We start from the raw sequence: 19282 nt of genomic DNA on the forward strand, positions 1-19282 counted from the left end.
ACAAGCCACACAAGACGTGGCTTGTTGCGGAGCTCAAACAGCCGATGGCCGAGAACTCCCGTCAATCCTGCGTTGCTCGGCGCGGCAGATGGGGACTCCGAACACCTAATGAGCCCCACCATTATTGCCCTTAACAAACCAATCTGTTTTTTTTGAACCGTTCAGATTTCTACAATGTGAGTTTGGCGAGATAAATCCCATCCCATCACGCTGAGTAGCGGAGACAAAACAAGAGAGAAGGGAGCGACTGTTTGAGCTCCGCGGCAGCTTGCGTCGTGTGCAAGCTGCTAGGGCGAGTTTCGTGACCGCTTGTTTTGTCGAGCAACGCAAGGAAGCCGAAGGCCGTGATGGCTGGGTGCCCTCTTTTTGGTTACTTTTTTGGGGCAAGCAAAAAAAGTAACTCGCCATCAAGGCGAAATAAAAAAGCCACCAAAACTGGCTAAGCGTTAAGGTGGCTTCTTCGTACATTTGATGAACTCAAAACATGTTCATCCCTGCGTATTACGATCTGTAATCCGCATTAATCTTCACATAATCATAAGAAAAGTCGCAGGTCCACACCGTGGCATCAGCATCGCCGCGATTCAACACCACGCGTACCAGAATATCACTTTCCTTCATCACGGCTGCGCCTTGTTCTTCAGCATAGCTCGCTGCACGACCGCCTTTTTCGGCGACCAATACATCACCCAGATATAGCTGCATGGTGTTCACGTCCAGGTCATCAATGCCCGCGTAGCCAATTGCGGCCAAGATGCGGCCCAGATTTGGATCTGAGGCGAAAAAGGCGGTTTTAATCAGCGGCGAGTGGGCGATGGCGTAAGCGACTTTGCGGCACTCTTCTTCATTTTTACCCGCTTCAACCTGGATAGTCATAAACTTGGTGGCGCCTTCACCGTCGCGCACAATGGCTTGTGCCAGTTCTGTTGCGACTTCGGTCAGCGCATCACGCAAGGCTACAAAATCAGCGCTTTGCTCGCTGATGACTGCGTTGCCTGCCTGGCCGGTGGCCATCAGGATCAGGCTGTCGTTGGTGCTGGTGTCGCCATCGACCGTGATGCAGTTAAATGATTTATTCACAGCGTGCTGGATGATGCTGTCGAGTGCGACCTGGCTAATGGCGGCATCGGTGGCGATATACCCCAGCATGGTGGCCATATTGGGGTGGATCATGCCGGAACCTTTGCTGATGCCGGTAATTGTGACTGGTTTGCCGTCAATGATTAATTGACGTGAGGTACCTTTGGCCACAATGTCGGTGGTCATAATTGCTTCCGCAGCATTTAACCAGTTGTTTTCTTGCAAGTTGTCGACAGCCGGGGCGATGCCTGCCAGCAGTCTTTCCATTGGCAGGGTTTCCAGGATGACGCCGGTGGAGAAGGGTAATACCTGTTCTGGGCTGATGTTGAGTGCTTGTGCGACGCCGATACAGCTGGCGCGGGCATCGTCCAGGCCTTGCTGGCCAGTGCCTGCGTTGGCACAGCCGGTATTCACCAACAGCGCGCGGATGCGTTTGTTATGCTGCAAATGCTGTTTGCAGACCGTCACGGGCGCCGCACAAAAGCGGTTAAGCGTAAACACGCCAGAGACACTGCTGCCCTCAGGCACGGTGATGACCAGCACATCTTTGCGGTTGGGTTTGCGAATATGCGCCTGGGCAAAACCCAGTTGTACGCCTTTGACGGGCAATAACGTTTCGGCAGCAGGGGCAGACAGTTTGACGGGCATTCGATTTCTCACATGGATTTAGTTTTTAAGCAGCTTGATATTTTACAAGAGAATTGTGACGGAAAACGTTTTCAGTTGGGGTGATAAGCACACATGTAGGTAGCACGGTTTTAAATTACTGCTAGTGCTGTGGTAACCTTTAATTGTTAAAACTTAACAGGTAAGCAAGTTTTGACGGTCGATTAATCTTAATAAAAATGGAAGAAAAATGAGAAGAGTAGTTTCGATAGTATTGATGCTTGGGCTTGTCGGGTGTGCGACAGTACAAAAGCCCGTTGCTTTGGATAATCATTTCTGGGAGAACCGTAAACCGGTGATTGGACTGGCGAAAACAACAGTACCAAAACCGGATGCATTTATGACGGGTAATATGGGTTTGCTGGATATAGCTATTAATCGTGGTAACGCAAAGTCGCTGGTGACGCATCTGGAAAAGCTTGATACATCCAAGGTGCAAGCAATGGATAGCGAATTTGTGGCGCAATTGCAGGCTAGAGGATTTCAGGTTAAAAAGATTGATCAGACGATCGATTTACAAAAGATGCAGAAGTTTTCCGGTAAGTCTGAGACTGTTCAATATGCGGAGTACGACTTCCGTAGCTTGAAATCGAATGATGTTGATTATGTGTTGCTGTTGGCCGTCGAACGGGTTGGTACGATTAGAAACTATTATGGATTTATGCCTACCGGTGCCCCAATGGCTGATTTCAAGTACAAGGGTTCTTTAGTTGATTTAAATACAAACGAACTCAAGTGGTACGTGGATGATGTGAGCAACATGCCTATTTCTGAGCCTTGGGATCAAGCGCCCGGCTTTCAGAATGTCACTACCGCTGTGAGTACCAATGTGGATCGAGGGATTGATAGTCTTGGTAACGCCTTTTTTGGCGGTAATTTGAAGTAATTAAGGCGCTGCTTGACTAATGATTTGTGATTTAGGGATTGAAATGAGTTGAGCAGCATCGTGTGCAAACATCCGGCCAGCAATCCGGTCGGATGTTTCCACCAACGGAAATAAATTGTTTTTGGTTGTTTTACCGGAATGCGTGTCAATAAAAGAAACTTCTCTGGCAATGGATTCCGGCCCGGTTTTCCAAGTCTTGTCCAGAAAGTCTTGGGTGAACATGTCAACAGATGCTTGTACGCCATCTCTGATGGATTGCTTCAGGCGCTCACCATCGTTTTGCGTCCAACTTGTTTTTAACAGGCTTTTGTCCTGGCTGATGACCTGATGAGAGATGTATTTGATCTCGGATAAATAGAACGGATTGACTTTATCTTTCATCCATAAGCGGGGGCTGGTTTCAAAGCAAAGCGATTGAAGCTTGCTATCAAAGTAGATGCGGTTTTCGAAGGTTAGGATGTAGTTTTGTTTGATTCTGACAAGTAATCCTGCCTGATTGAGTGTATTTCTAGACTCTACACTTTCAAACTCGAATTGCGCAAGTGTAAGTCGTTCCGATAACGTGCGTTTTAACGCTAAACTAAACTCCTGACTAATGTCTATTGTTTGCAGTATTGCGCTGAGCTCTGCAGTAAACCTGGCTGTTGCGTCATTTTCTTTTGAGTTTTGACTGTTGATGATGCTGGTTGCAATCAGCGCCCCAACCAATGATGAGATGGGGTCCGCGCCTGGGACCTGGGGTGTCGTAATATATGCCGCGTTGTGGCGCGATACAGGAAAAATGCTGAATTTACTTGTATGCGTCATGACATGTAACGTATCGACTTTTTCTAAAAACGCCGGAATGTCCATCGCAATCGAATGCTGATAACTTATTTCTTCAGCATTGATTGTGGTTGTCAGTGCGATGAGCAATAACGCTATGTGTTTTGGAAAGCGCATATTGAGGCCTTTCAATTATGCACGGCGCCAAGTAGTACCTTGCGCAGAGTCTTCCAATACGATGCCTGCATCGGCCAGCTCTTTGCGGATACGGTCAGCTTCAGCGTAATTTTTGGCTGTTTTGGCAGCAATGCGCGCTGCGATCAGGCTTTCGACGTCGAGCGTGCCGTCGCTTTCGCCTTGCATAAAACTTTCCGGGTCACGTTGCAACAGGCCGATAATCGCAGCCAATTGTTTCAATAATGCGGCAGTAGCGGCGGATTTGTCTTTGTTTAAATCGTTGGCGAGTTCAAATAAGACGGCGATGGCTTCTGGGGTATTGAAGTCGTCGTCCATGGCGGCCTTGAATTTGGCGGCCTGTGGCTGATCCCAGTTGATGGCGCTGTCAGCAGCGTCTATGCCACGCAATGCGGTATACAGGCGCGTCAAAGAGGCTTTGGCGTCGTCCAGGTGTTTGTCGGAGTAGTTGAGCGGGCTGCGGTAATGTGCGCGCAGAATGAAGAAGCGCACGACTTCCGGGTCATATTTTTCCAGCACTTCACGGATGGTGAAGAAGTTGCCCAGGGATTTGGACATTTTTTCGTCATCAACGCGGATAAAGCCGTTGTGCATCCAGTAGTTGGCCATGGTGCAGCCATGGGTGGCTTCGGATTGGGCGATTTCGTTTTCGTGGTGCGGGAACTGCAAGTCCTGGCCGCCGCCATGGATGTCAAAGTGCGCACCAAGGTGTGCCGCGCTCATGACTGAGCATTCAATATGCCAGCCCGGGCGGCCATTCCCCCAGGGCGATTCCCAGTAAGGTTCGCCCGGCTTCACCGATTTCCATAATACGAAGTCCAGCGGATCTTGCTTGAAGGTGTCGACATCGACGCGTTCGCCTGCGCGCAGGTCCTCCAGTGATTTGCCGGACAGTTTGCCGTAGTCGTTGAAACTACGCACTTTGTAAAACACATCGCCATTGCTGGCCTGGTAGGCAAAGCCTTTTTCTATGAGCTGGCTAATCATGTCCAGCATGCCTTGCACGTGCTCGGTGGCGCGTGGCTCAATGTCGGGGCGGATAATGCCGAGTTTGGCCGAGTCTTCATCCATTGCGGTAATAAAACGCTGCGTCAGGCTTTGGATGCTTTCGTTGTTTTCATTGGCACGTTTGATGATTTTGTCGTCAATATCGGTGATATTGCGTACGTAAGTCACTTTATAGCCGCTGGTGCGAAACCAGCGTGCCACCATGTCAAACACCACCATGACGCGTGCGTGGCCCAGATGGCAAAAGTCATATACGGTCATGCCGCAGACGTACATGCTGACGGTTTTTTCTGTGATGGGCTGGAAGACTTGCTTGCTGCGGGAAAGGGTGTTGTGTAGTTTTAACATGCTAACGAAATGTAAAAAGGATTAATGCGTGATAAAATTAGCAGAAATATTGTAGTGTTTAATTTATGTTAACACGTGTGGTGCTTTTTGTTTTTGCGTCGGCGAGGGTTGCCATTGCTTGATTGTTTGTTGTCAGGTAAACCACGCAGGACACAAATTGGTGCTGAATCATCGTGTAATAATCACCTAAATACGCACTGTCTCTTGTACAATCCAAGTATAACATACTGCTAAAAATCAACGATTGCTCAGGTAATAAACTCATGAACGCAACATTAAAAAAATCTTTGCTGGTGTTGGCTGTCCTTTTAAGCCAGGTCGCCTTGTCTCATTCTACTTTTGCGGGCCAAACCAATGTGGAACTACGTGAGATCAACCAGTTGTCCGAGCAGGGCAACCAGGCGGCCGCTTTGGAGCGTGTGAATAATTATCTGTCTGCCAACCCTAAAAACGCTGAAGCCATGTTTATGCGCGGCGTGATTCTGGTAGAGCTGGGTAAGCGCGATGAGGCGATCAAGTCATTTACCGAACTCACTGAAAAATACCCTAACTTGCCTGAGCCTTATAACAATCTGGCCGTGCTGTATGCGGATCAAGGTCAGTATGATAAAGCCAGAAAAGCGCTGGAATCTGCGATCAAAACGCATCCTAGCTACGCCACTGCGCATGAGAATCTGGGTGATATTTATGCGCGCCTGGCCTCAGAAGCTTACGACAAGGCGTTGAAGCTAGACACCTCCAATAGTCGTGCGCAAAGCAAGCTGGCCATGATTACTGATTTGTTTGGTGGCAAGCGTACTGTGGCGCGTACTGCAACGGCTGTACCGCCTGCGCCAGCAGCCACTACGCCTGCGGTGACCCCGCCGCCAGTCAATACTGCGGTAGTGAATCCGCCTTCTGCAGCGCAGCCATCGCCGCCGTCAACGGTCACACCACCTGTCGTCGCTGAGACCAAAAAACCAACAGTGGTTGAATCCAAGCCGGTAGAAGCGAAACCGGCAACTGACCATCAGGAGCGTATCGTGCTGGATGCTGTGAATGCCTGGGCGGATGCGTGGGCAGCACAAAATGTAGACAAGTATCTGGATAGCTACGCCAAAGACTTTAAAACACCAGCAGGCGAATCACGCAAGCAGTGGGAGTCTACCCGTCGTGATCGCGTCAGCCGCCCAAGCAAGATTTCAGTCAAGCTGAGTAATCTGGCAGTCAAAGTCGAGAGTGACAGTGCAGCCAAGGTGACCTTCCGTCAGGCCTATAAAGCCACTGGCCTGGATGCAAACTCGAACAAAACGCTGAATCTGGTGAAAGAAGGCGGTCGCTGGTTAATTCAGCAAGAGCGCGTCGGTAAGTTCTAAAGTTGTTCTAAGCTAAATTAAAGCGTGCGCTGTTCGACGGCACGCCTTTAAAATCGCTAAATAAGGGGCGAATTTGGCTGGTTAGGCGCGCAAGATTTTAATTAAACAAATGTATAATATCGGTATGAGGAGTTTAAGAAAGTACTGCTATATTGCGTTTGTCAGTGCTGCGTTATTGCCTTGGAATGCAACCGCGGTTAACCATGAAGCGTTAACTGCGCGTTTGTTCGTCCAAAATAAAAACACCAATGCGGTTGAACGCATGTTGGTGCAAACTCTGCAATCGATTAAAGAAGGCCGTTTGCAACAGGCGCTGGATTATGTTGACCAGTTGCTGACGATCTCTCCCAACTTTGCCCTTGCCCATCTGATTCATGGCGATTTGCTTTCTGCCAAAGCCAGGATTTTAAATAATTTTGGTGATGCTAATACGGCAGATGTCACCCGCATTCAGGATTTCAAAGAAGAAGCTGAAATCCGTATCCGCAATTATTTTGACCGTAACCGTGGCTTGACCCAGCCCAATATGCTGGTGGAGTTGTCAGAAAAGCAAAGCCACATCCTGTTTGTCGATACCGCGCGCTCACGTCTGTATGTCTATGAAAAGGGGCAGGGCGATGTGTTGCGCTATGTCGCTGATTATTATGTCACTATCGGTAAAAACGGTATCGGCAAAAAAGACCAGGGTGACAAGCGGACGCCAATAGGCGTTTATTTTGCCTCGCGTAAACTCAATCGCCCCTTGCCGGACTTGTATGGCGATGCAGCGTATCCGCTCAATTATCCGAATGAGATTGACAGTTACGAGCGCAAGACTGGTTCCGGTATCTGGATACATGGCACGCCCAGGGATACTTACAGCCGTCCGCCACGCGCCAGTGATGGTTGTGTGGTGTTGTCCAACCCTGACATGAAAGCCCTGCAGGAAGTGTTACAGGCGGGCAATACGCCAGTCGTGATTGGTGTCAATTTTCAGTGGGTGAATCCAGATTCTGTGCGTCATCAGGACCGTCACAAAGCAGATCTTAAATCTGCGATCGAACAGTGGCGTAAAGACTGGGCTTCGCAAAATACCGATGCTTACCTGTCTCATTACACCAGCGACTTCTTCTATTCTGAAGGTGATTTGTCCAGATGGACGAGTTACAAGCGCCAGATTCAGGCGGCCAAGCCCAAGGTGAGCGTCAATCTGTCTGAGGTGAGCATGTTCACTTATCCGAACTCCAAGCGCAACATGGTGGTCGTAGACTTTGAGCAGGAATATGTGAGCGCTGCATTACGTAATGTCATGAAAAAACGACAATACTGGGTGCAGGAGAATGGTGAATGGAAAATTTTGTACGAAGGATCAGCGTGATGCGTGTGTTGTCTTGGGTATTAGGGTGTTGCTTGTTAGCCGCAGTGGGTGTGGCGAATGCGGCAACGCAAGTACTGTTTGAAACCAATCAGGGTAATTTTGCGGTTGAGGTGTATGCGGACAAAGCGCCTAAAACGGTGGAAAACTTTTTGCAATATGTGAAAGACGGTTTTTATACCAATACCATTTTTCACCGTGTGATTGGCCGTTTCATGATTCAGGGCGGCGGCTTTGATCGCGAGCTGACAGAAAAACCAACCCGCGCACCGGTTATCAATGAGGCGGGTAATGGCCTGGTCAATCAGACCGGCACCATCGCCATGGCGCGTACGCAAGATCCTAACTCAGCCACTGCGCAATTTTTTGTCAATGTCGCTGACAACCAGTTTCTGGATTACAGCAGTCCAGAACCAGACAGAATCGGTTACTGTGTGTTTGGTAAAGTGGTGTCTGGCATGGACGTGGTGTTTAAAATCAGCAATTTGCCTACTGGCAACCAACGTGGCTTTTCAGATGTGCCGATTCGGTCGGTCATCATTAAACGTGCAACGATAGTGACTAGCAAGTAACGGTTAGCAAATAACTATCATCATCCTCAATAAACGGAGAATATTTTGGTCAAACTGACTACCAATTTTGGCGATATTACGATTGAACTCAACGCAGAAAAAGCCCCGATTACCGTGGCTAACTTTTTGAGCTACGTTGAAAAAGGGTTTTATGATGGCGTGATTTTTCATCGCGTGATTAACGACTTCATGATCCAGGGTGGCGGTTTTGACACCAACATGAAGCAAAAAGCGACAGACGCAACCATCAAAAACGAGGCTGACAATGGCTTGTCTAACGACAAATATACCTTGGCCATGGCACGTACCATGGTGCCGGACTCAGCGTCTGCACAATTCTTTATCAACGTGAAAGATAACGACTTCCTCAACTTTACTGCACCGACCAGCCAGGGTTGGGGTTACTGTGTCTTCGGTAAAGTGGTTGAAGGCATGGACGTGATCGACAAGATCAAAGCCGTACCAACGACCAATCGCGCTGGCCACCAGGATGTGCCAGTGGAACCAGTGATCATTGAAAAAGCCGTTGTGGTTGCCTAAGGCATGACCACATGGATCATTTCTGATCTGCACTTATGTGCGCAAAGGCCTGCGGTAACGCAGGCTTTTTTGCATTGGCTGCGGACGGAAGTTACGACGGCTGAAGCGCTGTATATCCTCGGTGATTTTGTTGAAGTGTGGGTGGGCGATGATATTCTCGCTGACCCGCAGCATGGCGCGGAGTTTGTACCGATTGTGCAAGCGTTACGCGCGCTCTCGGATCAGGGCGTGAGGTTATACTTTATGCATGGCAACCGTGATTTCTTAATTGGCCAAGGTTTTGCGCAAGCCAGTGGCTTGCAATTGTTGTCTGATCCAACCTTGCTGACATTAGGCGAAACACGCATTCTTTTGAGCCATGGTGATGCCTTGTGTAGTGATGATGTGGCTTATCAACAGTTCCGTAGTCAGGTACGCACGCCGCAATGGCAGCAGGCTTTTCTGTCACAGCCGCTCGCCGCCCGACTGGCCTTTGCCGAACAGGCGCGTCAGCAAAGTACACAAAACAAGGCGATGCACGCCCAAACCACGCAACCCATGGATATTATGGATGTGAATGCAGCGGCTGTGCTGGCTTTGCTGCGCCAGTATGATTACCCGGATATCTTGTTGCATGGCCATACACATAGGCCGGGGCGTCACCCTGTGCAGATTGATGGCCATGTCTGTGAGCGTATCGTATTGGGTGACTGGCATGATGATGCCGTGTGTGCCCGCTGGGACGCGCATGGTTTACAGCTCCACACCCTATCGTTGTTGGCCTGATCTTTTTTTGCAAACAGCTGTATGGGGCAAATAAGCGGCGTTTTGTTACTTAATTTCTGTCATGCTTGAGTACGCCGCAGTGTTAAGCTGCTGACTGAATACACGTATGTTTTTATTCAGCGACACATTTGCACGCACCGTGTTTGAATATTGTTATTGATGTTTCCACGACCCTCTACTCACAGCAAAGGCATTCTTTTTAGCTTGGCCTTGGTGTTGATTTATATCATCACCGGCAAGCTGGGCTTGATGCTGGCAGTGCCTCCTGGTTATGCCTCCGCTATTTTCCCGCCCGCCGGTATCGCCATTGCGGTGACTTATCTGATCGGGCAGCGTGCCTTACCCGCCATTTTTTGCGGATCATTACTACTGAATTTATGGGTCGGCTATACGGCCAGCCATCACTGGAGTCAGCTCGGACTAGCGGTGGCAATGTTGATTGCCGTGGCTTCATCCGTACAGGCCTGGTGTGGCGGGACATGGCTGCGCCGGATCATTACTTATCCCACCACGCTGGATGCTCCCAGTGATGTCGTGCGTTTTTTGTTGTATGCGCCGTTAATCTGCCTGGTGAGCGCCAGCTTATCTGTGACGGGGCTGTTTATGCTGGGGTTACTCGACCAGCACAGTGTATTGGCAAGCTGGGTATCATGGTGGGTAGGAGACTTCCTTGGCCTGATTGTGATGCTGCCATTCACGCTGGTCTTCCTCGGCCAGCCGCGGCCATTGTGGAGAAGGCGCTTGCAAACCGTGGCAGTGCCTATGCTCATATTGTTTGCTTTACTGGTATTAGCCTTTGTCACGGCCAGCAAATGGGAGCGTAAGGAGTCGTTGACCGAATTTGATGGCATGGCCAGCCAATTATCCGAGCAATTACGTGTGCGGCTGGAATCGCAAGAGGCTGTGCTGGCACAAATCAGCGCCTTGTTTACCTATCAGCAGTCAGACATTAGTCAGGCGGATTTCCGTAGCTTTGTCAAAGTGACGCTGGATAAATACCCGATGATTTATGCCATTGAATGGGTGCCCAAGATTCGTCAGGCCGAACGTGCCAGCTTTGTGGCCCGGATGCAGGCAGAGTCCCCCGGTTTTGATATCCGTGAGCCAGGCCCGGCTGAGCAATGGCTCACGGCAAAAATACGGCCTTATTATTTTCCACTGACTTATATTGAACCAACCACAGCGCAGACGCAGCGGGTGGTCGGCTTTGATTTGGCTGCACTCGATAATCGCAAAATGACCATTTTGCAGGCCTTCAAGCAAAATACTGCGGTGGTGACTGCCCCTATCCAGTTATACCTGTATTCGGGGCATGAAACTGGCTTGCTGTTGATGTATCCCGTGCATGGATATCGCTACGATGGAGTGGTGCAAACGGTGCTGGTGAATAAGGACTTTTTTGGCGCCTTATTTGCGCGGACAGCATCATTGTTGAATGTGCAACTGGTGGAGATGGAAAGTCAGGCCGTTGTATATGCCGCTGTGACGGATGCGCAGTCTGATGTGGTATTTAGCCGTGACTTCAAGTTTGGCACCAAGCATTATCGGCTCAATATTTCACCGTCTCATCGCTATTATGCCCAACATCGGGGCTGGCAAAGCTGGAGCATGCTGGCAGTCGGGATTTTTTGTATCGGGCTGGTGGGGTCTATCCTGCTGATCGGCACCGGTTTCACGGCCAGGGTGCTGGCGCAAGTGAATGAAAAAACGCTGGCACTCAAGGAAAGTGCTGTCAGGTTCCAAGAGATTACAGATACCCTGGGGGAGGGCATTTACGTCACAGATATGCATGGCCTGATCACGTTTACCAATCCGGAGGCGCGGCGTTTGCTGGGCTGGGAGCAGGGCGCGTTGTTGGGTAAGAGTGCACATGCCCTGTTACATTATAAGAAGGCGGATGAGTCGCCCCATGCTGAGCAGGATTGCGTACTGTGCCAGGTGATGCGCAGTGGGCAAGCGATCAAGACCTCAGATGAAGTGTTCTGGCGATGTGGCGGCCAGCCCATTTATATGGATGTAACCTCGGTGCCGATCATCCGTGACGGTAAAGTCAGTGGTGCTGTGGTGGTATTTGATGATATCAGCAGCCGTAAGAAGACAGAGTCTGCCCTGCGTGCCAGTGAAAAAAGTTTTCGCGAGATTATGGAGTTTGCGCCGATTGGTATGGCCATCGTGTCACTGGAGGGGCGCTTTACCAAGGTGAACCAGGCATTGTGCAACATTGTAGGCTATACCAACGAGGCCCTCGTGGCGACGACATTCCAGGAAATCACCCATGCTGATGATCTGGCTAAGGATCTGGAATATGTGCAGCAACTGCTAGATGGCAAAATAAACGCCTATCAGATGGAGAAACGTTATATCCGCCTCGATCAAGCCGTGGTGTGGGTGCAATTGTCGGTGTCTATTTTTCGCGATGATGAGGATGCGCCGCAATATTTTATTGCCCAGATCGAAGATATTACGGCACGTAAGCATCAGTATGATGAAGTCACACAAGAGGCCTATTTTGATGCGCTGACCGGCTTGCCCAATCGCCGGATGTTGCTCAGCAGGTTGCATCAGGTGCATGCGCGCTTGCCGCATGCGAAGCAGGCTGCGGCATTACTGTTCCTGGATATTGACCATTTCAAGCAGATTAACGATACGCTTGGCCATGATGTAGGCGATGTGATTTTAAAAGAGGTCTCCACGCGACTGCAGGGCAGTTTGCGGCAAGGTGATACGGTGTCCAGGCTGGGCGGGGACGAGTTCGTGATGTTGCTGCCAGAACTCACGCAGCGTGATGATGCTGAGCATGTGGCGCAAAAAATCCTGAATAGCTTTGTACTGCCAGTGCAAGTGAATGAACGCAGTATTCATATTGGCGTCAGTATTGGGGTGGCTGTGTGTGCTGCAGGTACGCAGGTGACGGTGACTGAGTGGATGAAACAGGCCGATATCGCCATGTATGAAGCCAAAGGCGCCGGGCGCAATGGCTACCACGTCTATTCTGAATAACAGCCCGTGCTCATACGCTGCGCAATAAAAAAGCCCTGTATGCAGGGCTTTTTTATGTCTGGTCACTACGGTTAGGCGTCTAGCGCTTAAATTCGTGCGGTCTGACCTGCGCAGCAATTTTATCCAGTACGCCATTGATGTATTTATGACCATCAATACCGCCATAAGCTTTAGCCAGCTCAACACCTTCATTGATCGCAACGCGGTAAGGAATGCTGACATCAAACATCAGCTCATAGCCGGAGATGCGCAAAATGGCATGTTCGATCGGGCTCAGTTCTTCCAGCTGGCGGTCAATAAACTGGCTGATCATGGCATCAATGTCGGTCGTGTGATCGAGCACGCCAGTGAGCAATTGCTTGAAGTACGTCTCGTCGGCCTTGAAGTAATCCGGGTCATCCAGGCTGTCCAGGCGCAGTTGCTTCACATCACCGGCATTCATGCGGTTGCGGTAGAGCGCTTTCAGTGCCAGCTCGCGTGATTTGCGGCGGTTTTTGCTGCCTTTGCTTTTGGCTGGCGCAGCTTTTTCCTGGCTCACCGCTGCTTTATCTTCACTCATAGTGCGCTCACTAAGTTCGCCATTTCAATGGCAGCTTGGGCGGCTTCTGCGCCTTTTACCGCTACGCGTACTTCAGCTTGCTCATCGTTTTCTGTGGTGAGAATTGCATTGGCAACTGGCACGCCTGTATCGCGTTGTACTTCTGAAATGCCACGTGCAGACTCATTGGAAACTACTTCAAAGTGGTAGGTCTCACCGCGGATAATGGCACCCAGCGCGATCAAGGCATCGTACTTTTCAGTCATGGCCATGTGCAATAGCACCAGCGGGGTTTCCAGCGCACCTGGTACGGTGGCGAGGGTGATGTCTTCAGCGTTGACGCCCAGTTTGAGCAGTTCCTGTTCGCAGGCTTGCAACAAGCCTGCGCCAATGTTTTCATTAAAACGGGAGAGGACGATACCGATTTTTTTACCGTTACCGTCCAGGTTTTGAGCAATTTTGTTCACTTGTGCGTCCGTGGGTTAAAACATAAACCGCTATTTTAACCCAAACGGCTACGTTACGGATTATGCGAATAGTGACCAGGCTTTTTGTACCGTCATCCAGATGCCATAACTGATGGGAATCAGGACAGCAAGCCACGCCAGTTTGACCAGAATGGCAGGTGTTTTCTGGTCATCCTGCTTGATGTTCACCGCCTGCTGGGTGGTGTTTTTGCCACCACTTTGCTCTGCTGCCAATTCGCTGTCTGACATGAAGTATTTGTCAGCCACCGGTCTGACCAGCAAGTTGGCCACAAAGCCGACGCCGAGTAAGGCCGCTAACGTCATAAATATCGGCGCATAAATATCGGCATAGGGGACGTTGGCCTCCAGTCGCACGTCATGCAGGTAGTTGACGATGACCGGGCCCAGAATGCCTGCGGTTGACCAGGCAGTAAGCAGGCGGCCGTGGATAGCGCCTACAAACTGCGTACCGAACAAGTCAGCCAGGTAGGCCGGAATGGTAGCAAAGCCGCCGCCATACATGGAGGCAATGATGCAGAACACCAGCAGGAACAAGGCCAGTTGGTGATGATTGGCCGCATAAGTGCCGCAGACATACATCATGATGCCGAGTACAAAAAAGATGAAATAGGTCGTTTGGCGCCCCAGTTTGTCTGACGAGGTGGCCCAGCCGATACGGCCGAAAATGTTAAACAGTGAAATCAGCCCGACAAAACCTGCGCCTACCGCTGCGGCTGCAGCGGTCAGCGCTTCATCTGCCTTGATGTCGGCAAACCCAAGTGCAGGCTGGCCGATCAGTACCCCGCCAAACGTTTCCTGCAACATGGGCGCTGCGGCACCTATAATGCCGATGGCAGCAGACACATTCATACACAGAATCAGCCACAGCAACCAGAATTGCGGCGTTTTGTGCGCATTTTTCAGGTGCACATGACGGGTGGCAACCAGGCGGTTGTGTTGAGTGTCTGGCGGTGTCCAGCCAGCAGGCTTCCAGTTGGCGGCCGGTACGCGATAGCCCAGTGAGCCACAAGTCATAAAGACGGCGTAAATCACGGCCAGTACGACGAAGGTTTGCCACACACCGGGGGCGGTGGGCGTCGCGAATATGCTCATGAGTTTAGTTGCCAGTGGTGAGCCTATCATGGCGCCGCCGCCAAAGCCCATGATCGCCAGGCCTGTGGCCATGCCGCGGCGATCAGGAAACCATTTGATCAGGGTGGAGACGGGGGAAATATAGCCCAGCCCGAGGCCGATGCCACCAATGACACCGCTGCCCAGCCACATCATCCATAGCTGGTGTTGATAAACACCGAGGGCAGAGATCAGCAAGCCGCCACACCAGCAAAGCATGGCAACTAGGCCTGCCTTGCGCGGACCTGCACGCTCTAGCCAGCCACCCCAGACGGCCGCAGAGCAGCCCAGCAGGACGAAAAACAAGGTATACATCCAGCCCAGGTCAAACTGGGTCCAGTTGCAGTCAGTAGCGGTCAGCGCTTTGGCGGTGCCTGCCAGTTTATCGGCAAAGGTGCTTGCCCCTGCGGCGCAGGCGGCCACTGGTTTGCCATCTGGCCCAGTGAGCGCATTGCCCAGCGGTTTCCAGAATACGCTAAAGCCATAAGCCATGCCGATAGAGAGATGTACTGCCAGTGCTGCCGGTGGTACCAGCCAGCGATTGAAATGGCTGCCAGCGGTGATGTGTTCTTTGGAAAGATTAAGCAAGATTAAAAACCCCTTTATTTTCTGCCGTTACATCTTGTTACAATTTGGCCTAAAAGGCAATAACAGCAAAATTAAATTTATGTGATGTTGTCATTAAAATGTCATAATTCATTCATAAACTGGCGAGCATTCAATCAATACTTTGATCTCATATTGCTTAAAGGGAGCGTCATGGCAGCAGCGAATATTTTGGTGGTAGAAGACGAACCGGCGATTCAGGAATTGCTGGCGTTAAATATCAAACAGGCGGGGCATCACGCTATCCGTGCCACCAGCGTCGAACATGCACAAATGTTGTTACGTGAAACCATGCCAGACCTGATTTTGCTGGACTGGATGTTGCCTGGCATGAGTGGCATTGAGTTTGCCCGCCGCCTGAAATCTGACAGCCTGACTAAAGAAGTACCGATTATCATGCTGACTGCACGTGGCGACGAGTTTGATAAAGTACGCGGCCTGGAAGTAGGCGCAGATGATTATGTGACCAAGCCATTCAGCCCGCGTGAGTTGAATGCGCGTATCAAAGCCGTGTTGCGCAGACGCGCACCGCAAATGACTGATGATCCGATTGAAATCGCCGGTTTGCACCTGGACCCGACCACACACCGCGTGACTGGCCATAATGTGCATATCCCGCTGGGCCCGACCGAGTTTAAATTGCTGCACTTCTTTATGACCAATCCTGAGCGCGTGCATAGCCGCACACAGCTGTTGGATAAGGTATGGGGTGACCGCGTGTTTGTCGAAGACCGTACGGTCGATGTGCATATTCGCCGCCTGCGCAATGCGCTGGTAGCTTCCAAGCATGAGGAAATGATCCAGACCGTGCGTGGTTCCGGCTATCGCTTCTCCGTGCATACTGATCCTGGCAATTAAGCCGCTTTCGCCTGGCCAAGATTTATTTGAGCGTGACAGGGGTCGCGCTCTATCCTCAGGCAGGGTGTCGTGATACGCTTGCGCGTGTTGATTTTTCACGATTAAATAGCCCATGAAACACCTTTTTACCCAAGCTTGCTCAGCTGCTACGTATCGTTGCTTGATACGTTTCTTTTGGCTGGCATTAATTATTTGGGTAGCCCTCACTTTCCGCCAGCACGGCATCAGTAACGACGAGTATGTACAGCATACTTACGGCCAGATGCTGCTCGACTGGTATCAGTCCGGTTTTAAAGACCAGGACGCTTTTCACTACCGAAATCTCTACCTGTACGGCGGCTTGTTTGACATTATTGCCGCTGCGCTGGACCCGTATATTCCGATCATGATCTGGGATATACGTCACTTGCTCTCGGCCTTGTTTGGTTTGCTGGGTTTTTACGGCGTGTCCAGATTCGCACATTTGCTGGGTGGCGAGCGCCTGGCGTTGCTGGCCATGACTCTGCTGTTCCTCACCGTATCGTGGTCTGGCACCATGTTTACCCATACCAAAGATGTACCGTTTGCCACCTGCATGTTGTGGGCGCTCTATGCCACAGCACTGGTGGTGCGCGATATGGAAAATGTCAGTGGCAAAGCCATTGTCTTGCTTGGGTTCGCAGTCGGCGGCGCATTAGGCTTGCGGGTTGGCGGCGCTTTTGCCGTGATCTATCTGGTGTTGCTTGTGCTTGTGCGTGTGTTGCTCGACCACAAATATGAACGCACGCCGATATGGTCACGCTTGCTGCGCATGGTGGTTGTTTTGCTGCCGGCCGCCGTGCTGGCATTTGTATTCATGGCCATGTGCTGGCCGTGGAGTGTGATTGAGCCGGACAATTTGCTGGAAGCCGCCAAGTCCTTCTCACATTTTGACTTTAATATGCAGACCATTGCCAATGGCGTGGTCTACAACATCAGCGAAGTGCCGCGCAGTTATCTGTTTCAGTATCTGGCGGTTAAATTACCTGAGGCGGCTTTGTTAGGTATTTTTAGCCTGCCTTTGCTGTGGTTCGCTGGCCGCCAGGCCTTGCGGCTGGCTGACCAGCGCACGCGTATGGTCATGTATACCCTGTTGGTGGGTATCTTGTTCCCACTCGTCTTTGTGATGGATGACCGGCCTGCTTTGTATAACGGCGTACGCCACTTTACCTTTTTATTGCCTTTGTTAGCGATCTTCTCCGCCTGGGCGATTGTGGCCGTATGGCAGGCATTGGCGCACAGTCATCTGCACGCAAGAGTCGCCTATCAGGCCATTTGGGCTGGCGTGATTGGCGGCCTGATGCTGGTGACCTTGGTCGATATTGTGCAATTGCATCCATACCAATACGCCAGACTCAACCGCCTGGCTGGTGATCAAACCCAGGCGCAATTTAAGTGGGAAGGCGATTACTGGTCCAGCGCCTTACGTGTGGCGACTGATCAGCTCACCGAGATGCATTTGCCTGCGCGCACCAAACCTTACTGGGTGGCGGCCTGTGTCGATACACCACAAATTGAACCCTATCTCGATGGCCGCTTTAGTGTGACCCGTCGTTGGGATGAAGCAGATTTCTTTTTATCCACGACCAATATGCATTGCCACGAAGTCATGAAGGGCAAGCTGATTGGCGGCGTACAGCGGCAGGGCATGTGGCTGGCGGTGATTAAAGACCGTCGCCACTTACAAGGCGCTGATCGCCTGGCCACGCCGGCCAAAAACTAGTAGCAATCCGCTACAATAACCGTATCGAACCTGCTAATCTGATTGCCATGACCACAGTTGACTCTCACCGCCTCACCGCCCAACCGCATATCACGGTGATGGTGCCTGCTTACAATGAAGAAAAAAACATTGCACATACGCTGCAAAATATCCGCGGCGTGCTACAGCAGATGTCACCGCATTGGGATATGGTGGTGGTCGATGATGGCAGCCGTGACCAAACCGCACAGGTTGTGCAATCGCTGGTCGATGATTGCCATGTGACCCTGGTCAGGTTTTCGCGTAACTTTGGCAAAGAAAACGCGATTAGCGCTGGCTTGAGCTATGCCAAAGGCGATGTGGTGATTTGCATGGATGCCGATGGCCAGCATGCTTCTGAACTGATGTTGACCATGCTGGAAAAATGGCGTGAAGGCTACGATATGGTGTATGCCGTGCGCCAGGACCGTGAGCAGGAATCCTCCTTCAAACTATGGGGTTCGCGCCTGTTTTACCGCATGATGAGCGCCAGTACTCATGTAGAAATTCCGCGTGATGCCGGGGATTTCCGCTTGATGAACCGTAAAGTGGTCGATGCCTTATGTGCCTTGCCCGAGCGTAACCGCTTTATGAAAGGGATTTACGCCTGGGTGGGTTATAAGTCTATCGGTATTCCTTACACACCCTTGCCGCGCTTGCACGGGGAGAGTGCTTATTCAAAACTCAAATTGATTGCGTTGGCCTGGACAGGCATCACCAGTTTCTCGGTCTTGCCGTTACGCTTGGCTAGCTTAACCGGTGCCACATTGGCCTTGCTGGCATTTGCCTATGGTGCAGTGGTGGTGGTGGATGCCTTATTTTTCCATGAGTCTGTGCCTGGCTGGCCGACCGTGGTGGCCAGCATGATGTTTTTCGCCGGGGTGCAGTTGTTATTTATTGGCGTGCTGGGCGAATACCTTGCCCGTGTCTATGACGAAGTCAAAGGTCGTCCGCCTTACATTGTGGCTGAAGTCGTTGCACCGACTGCGTCCGGTCACCAGCCCTGAGGTTAAGATGCGTGCCTCGGTATTAGGGTTTGTCAGTGTGGGTGCGTTGGCTGCAGGCGTGCATTACATCGTGGCATTGTTGACGCACGCCTGGGGCTGGCAGCCTGCCGAGGCCAACTGGCTAGGTTTTTTATGCGCCTTCCCTGTGAGTTATATCGGGCATCGCCGCTGGTCGTTTCGTGGCACACAGGCAAGTCATCTTGCCGCATTTTTCAAGTTTCTGGCAGTGGCTTTGCTCGGTTTTTTTGGCAACCAGGCCTTGTTGTGGCTGGCTCTGACTTACACGCCGTTGCCATTCTGGTTTGCGCTTGGCGTGGTCATGGTGTTGATCGCAGTCAGTACTTGGCTGCTGAGCCGCTTCTGGGCTTTTCAGCATGATTAA

Annotated in this window: 17 protein-coding genes; 11 read left to right on the plus strand and 6 right to left on the minus strand. The window is 51.0% G+C overall.

The window, feature by feature from the left end:
• Window positions 1-501 precede the first annotated feature (501 nt).
• On the minus strand, window positions 502-1728 hold the full coding sequence (gene argJ, locus GQ52_RS07300) for a bifunctional glutamate N-acetyltransferase/amino-acid acetyltransferase ArgJ (RefSeq protein ID WP_047516328.1): 1227 nt from the start codon (window positions 1726-1728) through the stop codon (window positions 502-504).
• Window positions 1729-1936: 208 nt separating this feature from the next.
• Here argJ and GQ52_RS07305 point away from each other — a divergent pair, with 208 nt between their 5' ends.
• Window positions 1937-2632: a hypothetical protein gene (locus GQ52_RS07305; RefSeq protein WP_052179042.1), complete on the plus strand. Its 696-nt coding sequence runs from the start codon at window positions 1937-1939 to the stop codon at window positions 2630-2632.
• On the opposite strand, the gene GQ52_RS07310 is transcribed toward GQ52_RS07305, so the two are convergent.
• The gene (locus tag GQ52_RS07310; protein ID WP_148296205.1) at window positions 2633-3574 is read right to left on the minus strand and encodes a hypothetical protein; all 942 of its coding nucleotides are present in this window, start codon (window positions 3572-3574) and stop codon (window positions 2633-2635) included.
• A gap of 15 nt (window positions 3575-3589) precedes the next feature.
• Window positions 3590-4948 (minus strand): cysteine--tRNA ligase, encoded by a 1359-nt coding sequence (gene cysS / locus GQ52_RS07315; RefSeq protein WP_024930649.1) that lies wholly within the window; start codon window positions 4946-4948, stop codon window positions 3590-3592.
• Window positions 4949-5211: 263 nt separating this feature from the next.
• Here cysS and GQ52_RS07320 point away from each other — a divergent pair, with 263 nt between their 5' ends.
• From GQ52_RS07320 to GQ52_RS07345, 6 genes are all read left to right on the plus strand, one after another.
• Window positions 5212-6303 (plus strand): tetratricopeptide repeat protein, encoded by a 1092-nt coding sequence (locus GQ52_RS07320; protein WP_047516331.1) that lies wholly within the window; start codon window positions 5212-5214, stop codon window positions 6301-6303.
• A 109-nt stretch (window positions 6304-6412) separates the two neighbouring features.
• On the plus strand, window positions 6413-7660 hold the full coding sequence (locus GQ52_RS07325; protein ID WP_047516333.1) for a L,D-transpeptidase family protein: 1248 nt from the start codon (window positions 6413-6415) through the stop codon (window positions 7658-7660).
• On the plus strand, window positions 7660-8229 hold the full coding sequence (locus GQ52_RS07330; RefSeq protein WP_024930652.1) for a peptidylprolyl isomerase: 570 nt from the start codon (window positions 7660-7662) through the stop codon (window positions 8227-8229). Before GQ52_RS07325 ends, GQ52_RS07330 begins: the two co-directional genes overlap by 1 nt.
• Before the next feature lie 45 nt (window positions 8230-8274).
• Window positions 8275-8769 (plus strand): peptidylprolyl isomerase, encoded by a 495-nt coding sequence (locus tag GQ52_RS07335; RefSeq protein WP_019883364.1) that lies wholly within the window; start codon window positions 8275-8277, stop codon window positions 8767-8769.
• Window positions 8770-8772: 3 nt separating this feature from the next.
• Complete coding sequence (locus tag GQ52_RS07340; protein ID WP_047516336.1) at window positions 8773-9534, plus strand: UDP-2,3-diacylglucosamine diphosphatase; 762 nt, start codon at window positions 8773-8775, stop codon at window positions 9532-9534.
• Between the two features lie 213 nt (window positions 9535-9747).
• A complete protein-coding gene (locus GQ52_RS07345) occupies window positions 9748-12534 on the plus strand; it encodes a diguanylate cyclase domain-containing protein (RefSeq protein WP_235273429.1) in 2787 nt (928 codons plus the stop codon).
• Between the two features lie 79 nt (window positions 12535-12613).
• Here GQ52_RS07345 and nusB read toward each other — a convergent pair whose 3' ends face one another.
• Genes nusB through GQ52_RS07360 form a run of 3 tightly spaced genes read right to left on the minus strand, consistent with a single transcriptional unit; the run spans window position 12614 to window position 15162 of the window.
• Entirely contained in the window at window positions 12614-13093 is a 480-nt protein-coding gene (gene nusB, locus GQ52_RS07350) for a transcription antitermination factor NusB (protein WP_047516342.1), read from the minus strand.
• Window positions 13090-13539: a 6,7-dimethyl-8-ribityllumazine synthase gene (gene ribH / locus GQ52_RS07355; protein WP_024930656.1), complete on the minus strand. Its 450-nt coding sequence runs from the start codon at window positions 13537-13539 to the stop codon at window positions 13090-13092. The genes nusB and ribH overlap by 4 nt, the downstream gene beginning before the upstream one ends.
• A 60-nt stretch (window positions 13540-13599) precedes the next feature.
• Window positions 13600-15162: an OFA family MFS transporter gene (locus GQ52_RS07360; RefSeq protein ID WP_047516345.1), complete on the minus strand. Its 1563-nt coding sequence runs from the start codon at window positions 15160-15162 to the stop codon at window positions 13600-13602.
• A 267-nt stretch (window positions 15163-15429) separates the two neighbouring features.
• On the opposite strand from GQ52_RS07360, the gene phoB reads away from it, so the two are divergent.
• From phoB to GQ52_RS07385, 4 genes are all read left to right on the plus strand, one after another.
• A complete protein-coding gene (gene phoB / locus GQ52_RS07370) occupies window positions 15430-16134 on the plus strand; it encodes a phosphate regulon transcriptional regulator PhoB (protein ID WP_019883356.1) in 705 nt (234 codons plus the stop codon).
• Between the two features lie 112 nt (window positions 16135-16246).
• Window positions 16247-17875, plus strand: a complete 1629-nt coding sequence (locus GQ52_RS07375; RefSeq protein ID WP_047516348.1) for a hypothetical protein — start codon at window positions 16247-16249, stop codon at window positions 17873-17875.
• Between the two features lie 47 nt (window positions 17876-17922).
• Window positions 17923-18900, plus strand: coding sequence for a glycosyltransferase family 2 protein (locus tag GQ52_RS07380; protein WP_047516351.1), 978 nt, complete (start codon window positions 17923-17925; stop codon window positions 18898-18900).
• 7 nt (window positions 18901-18907) lie between these two features.
• Window positions 18908-19282 carry a GtrA family protein gene (locus GQ52_RS07385; RefSeq protein WP_024930660.1) on the plus strand — a complete coding sequence of 125 codons (375 nt, stop codon included), beginning with the start codon at window positions 18908-18910 and terminating at the stop codon, window positions 19280-19282.

It is taken from the genome of Methylophilus sp. Q8, assembly GCF_000800115.1.
GTDB lineage: Bacteria > Pseudomonadota > Gammaproteobacteria > Burkholderiales > Methylophilaceae > Methylophilus.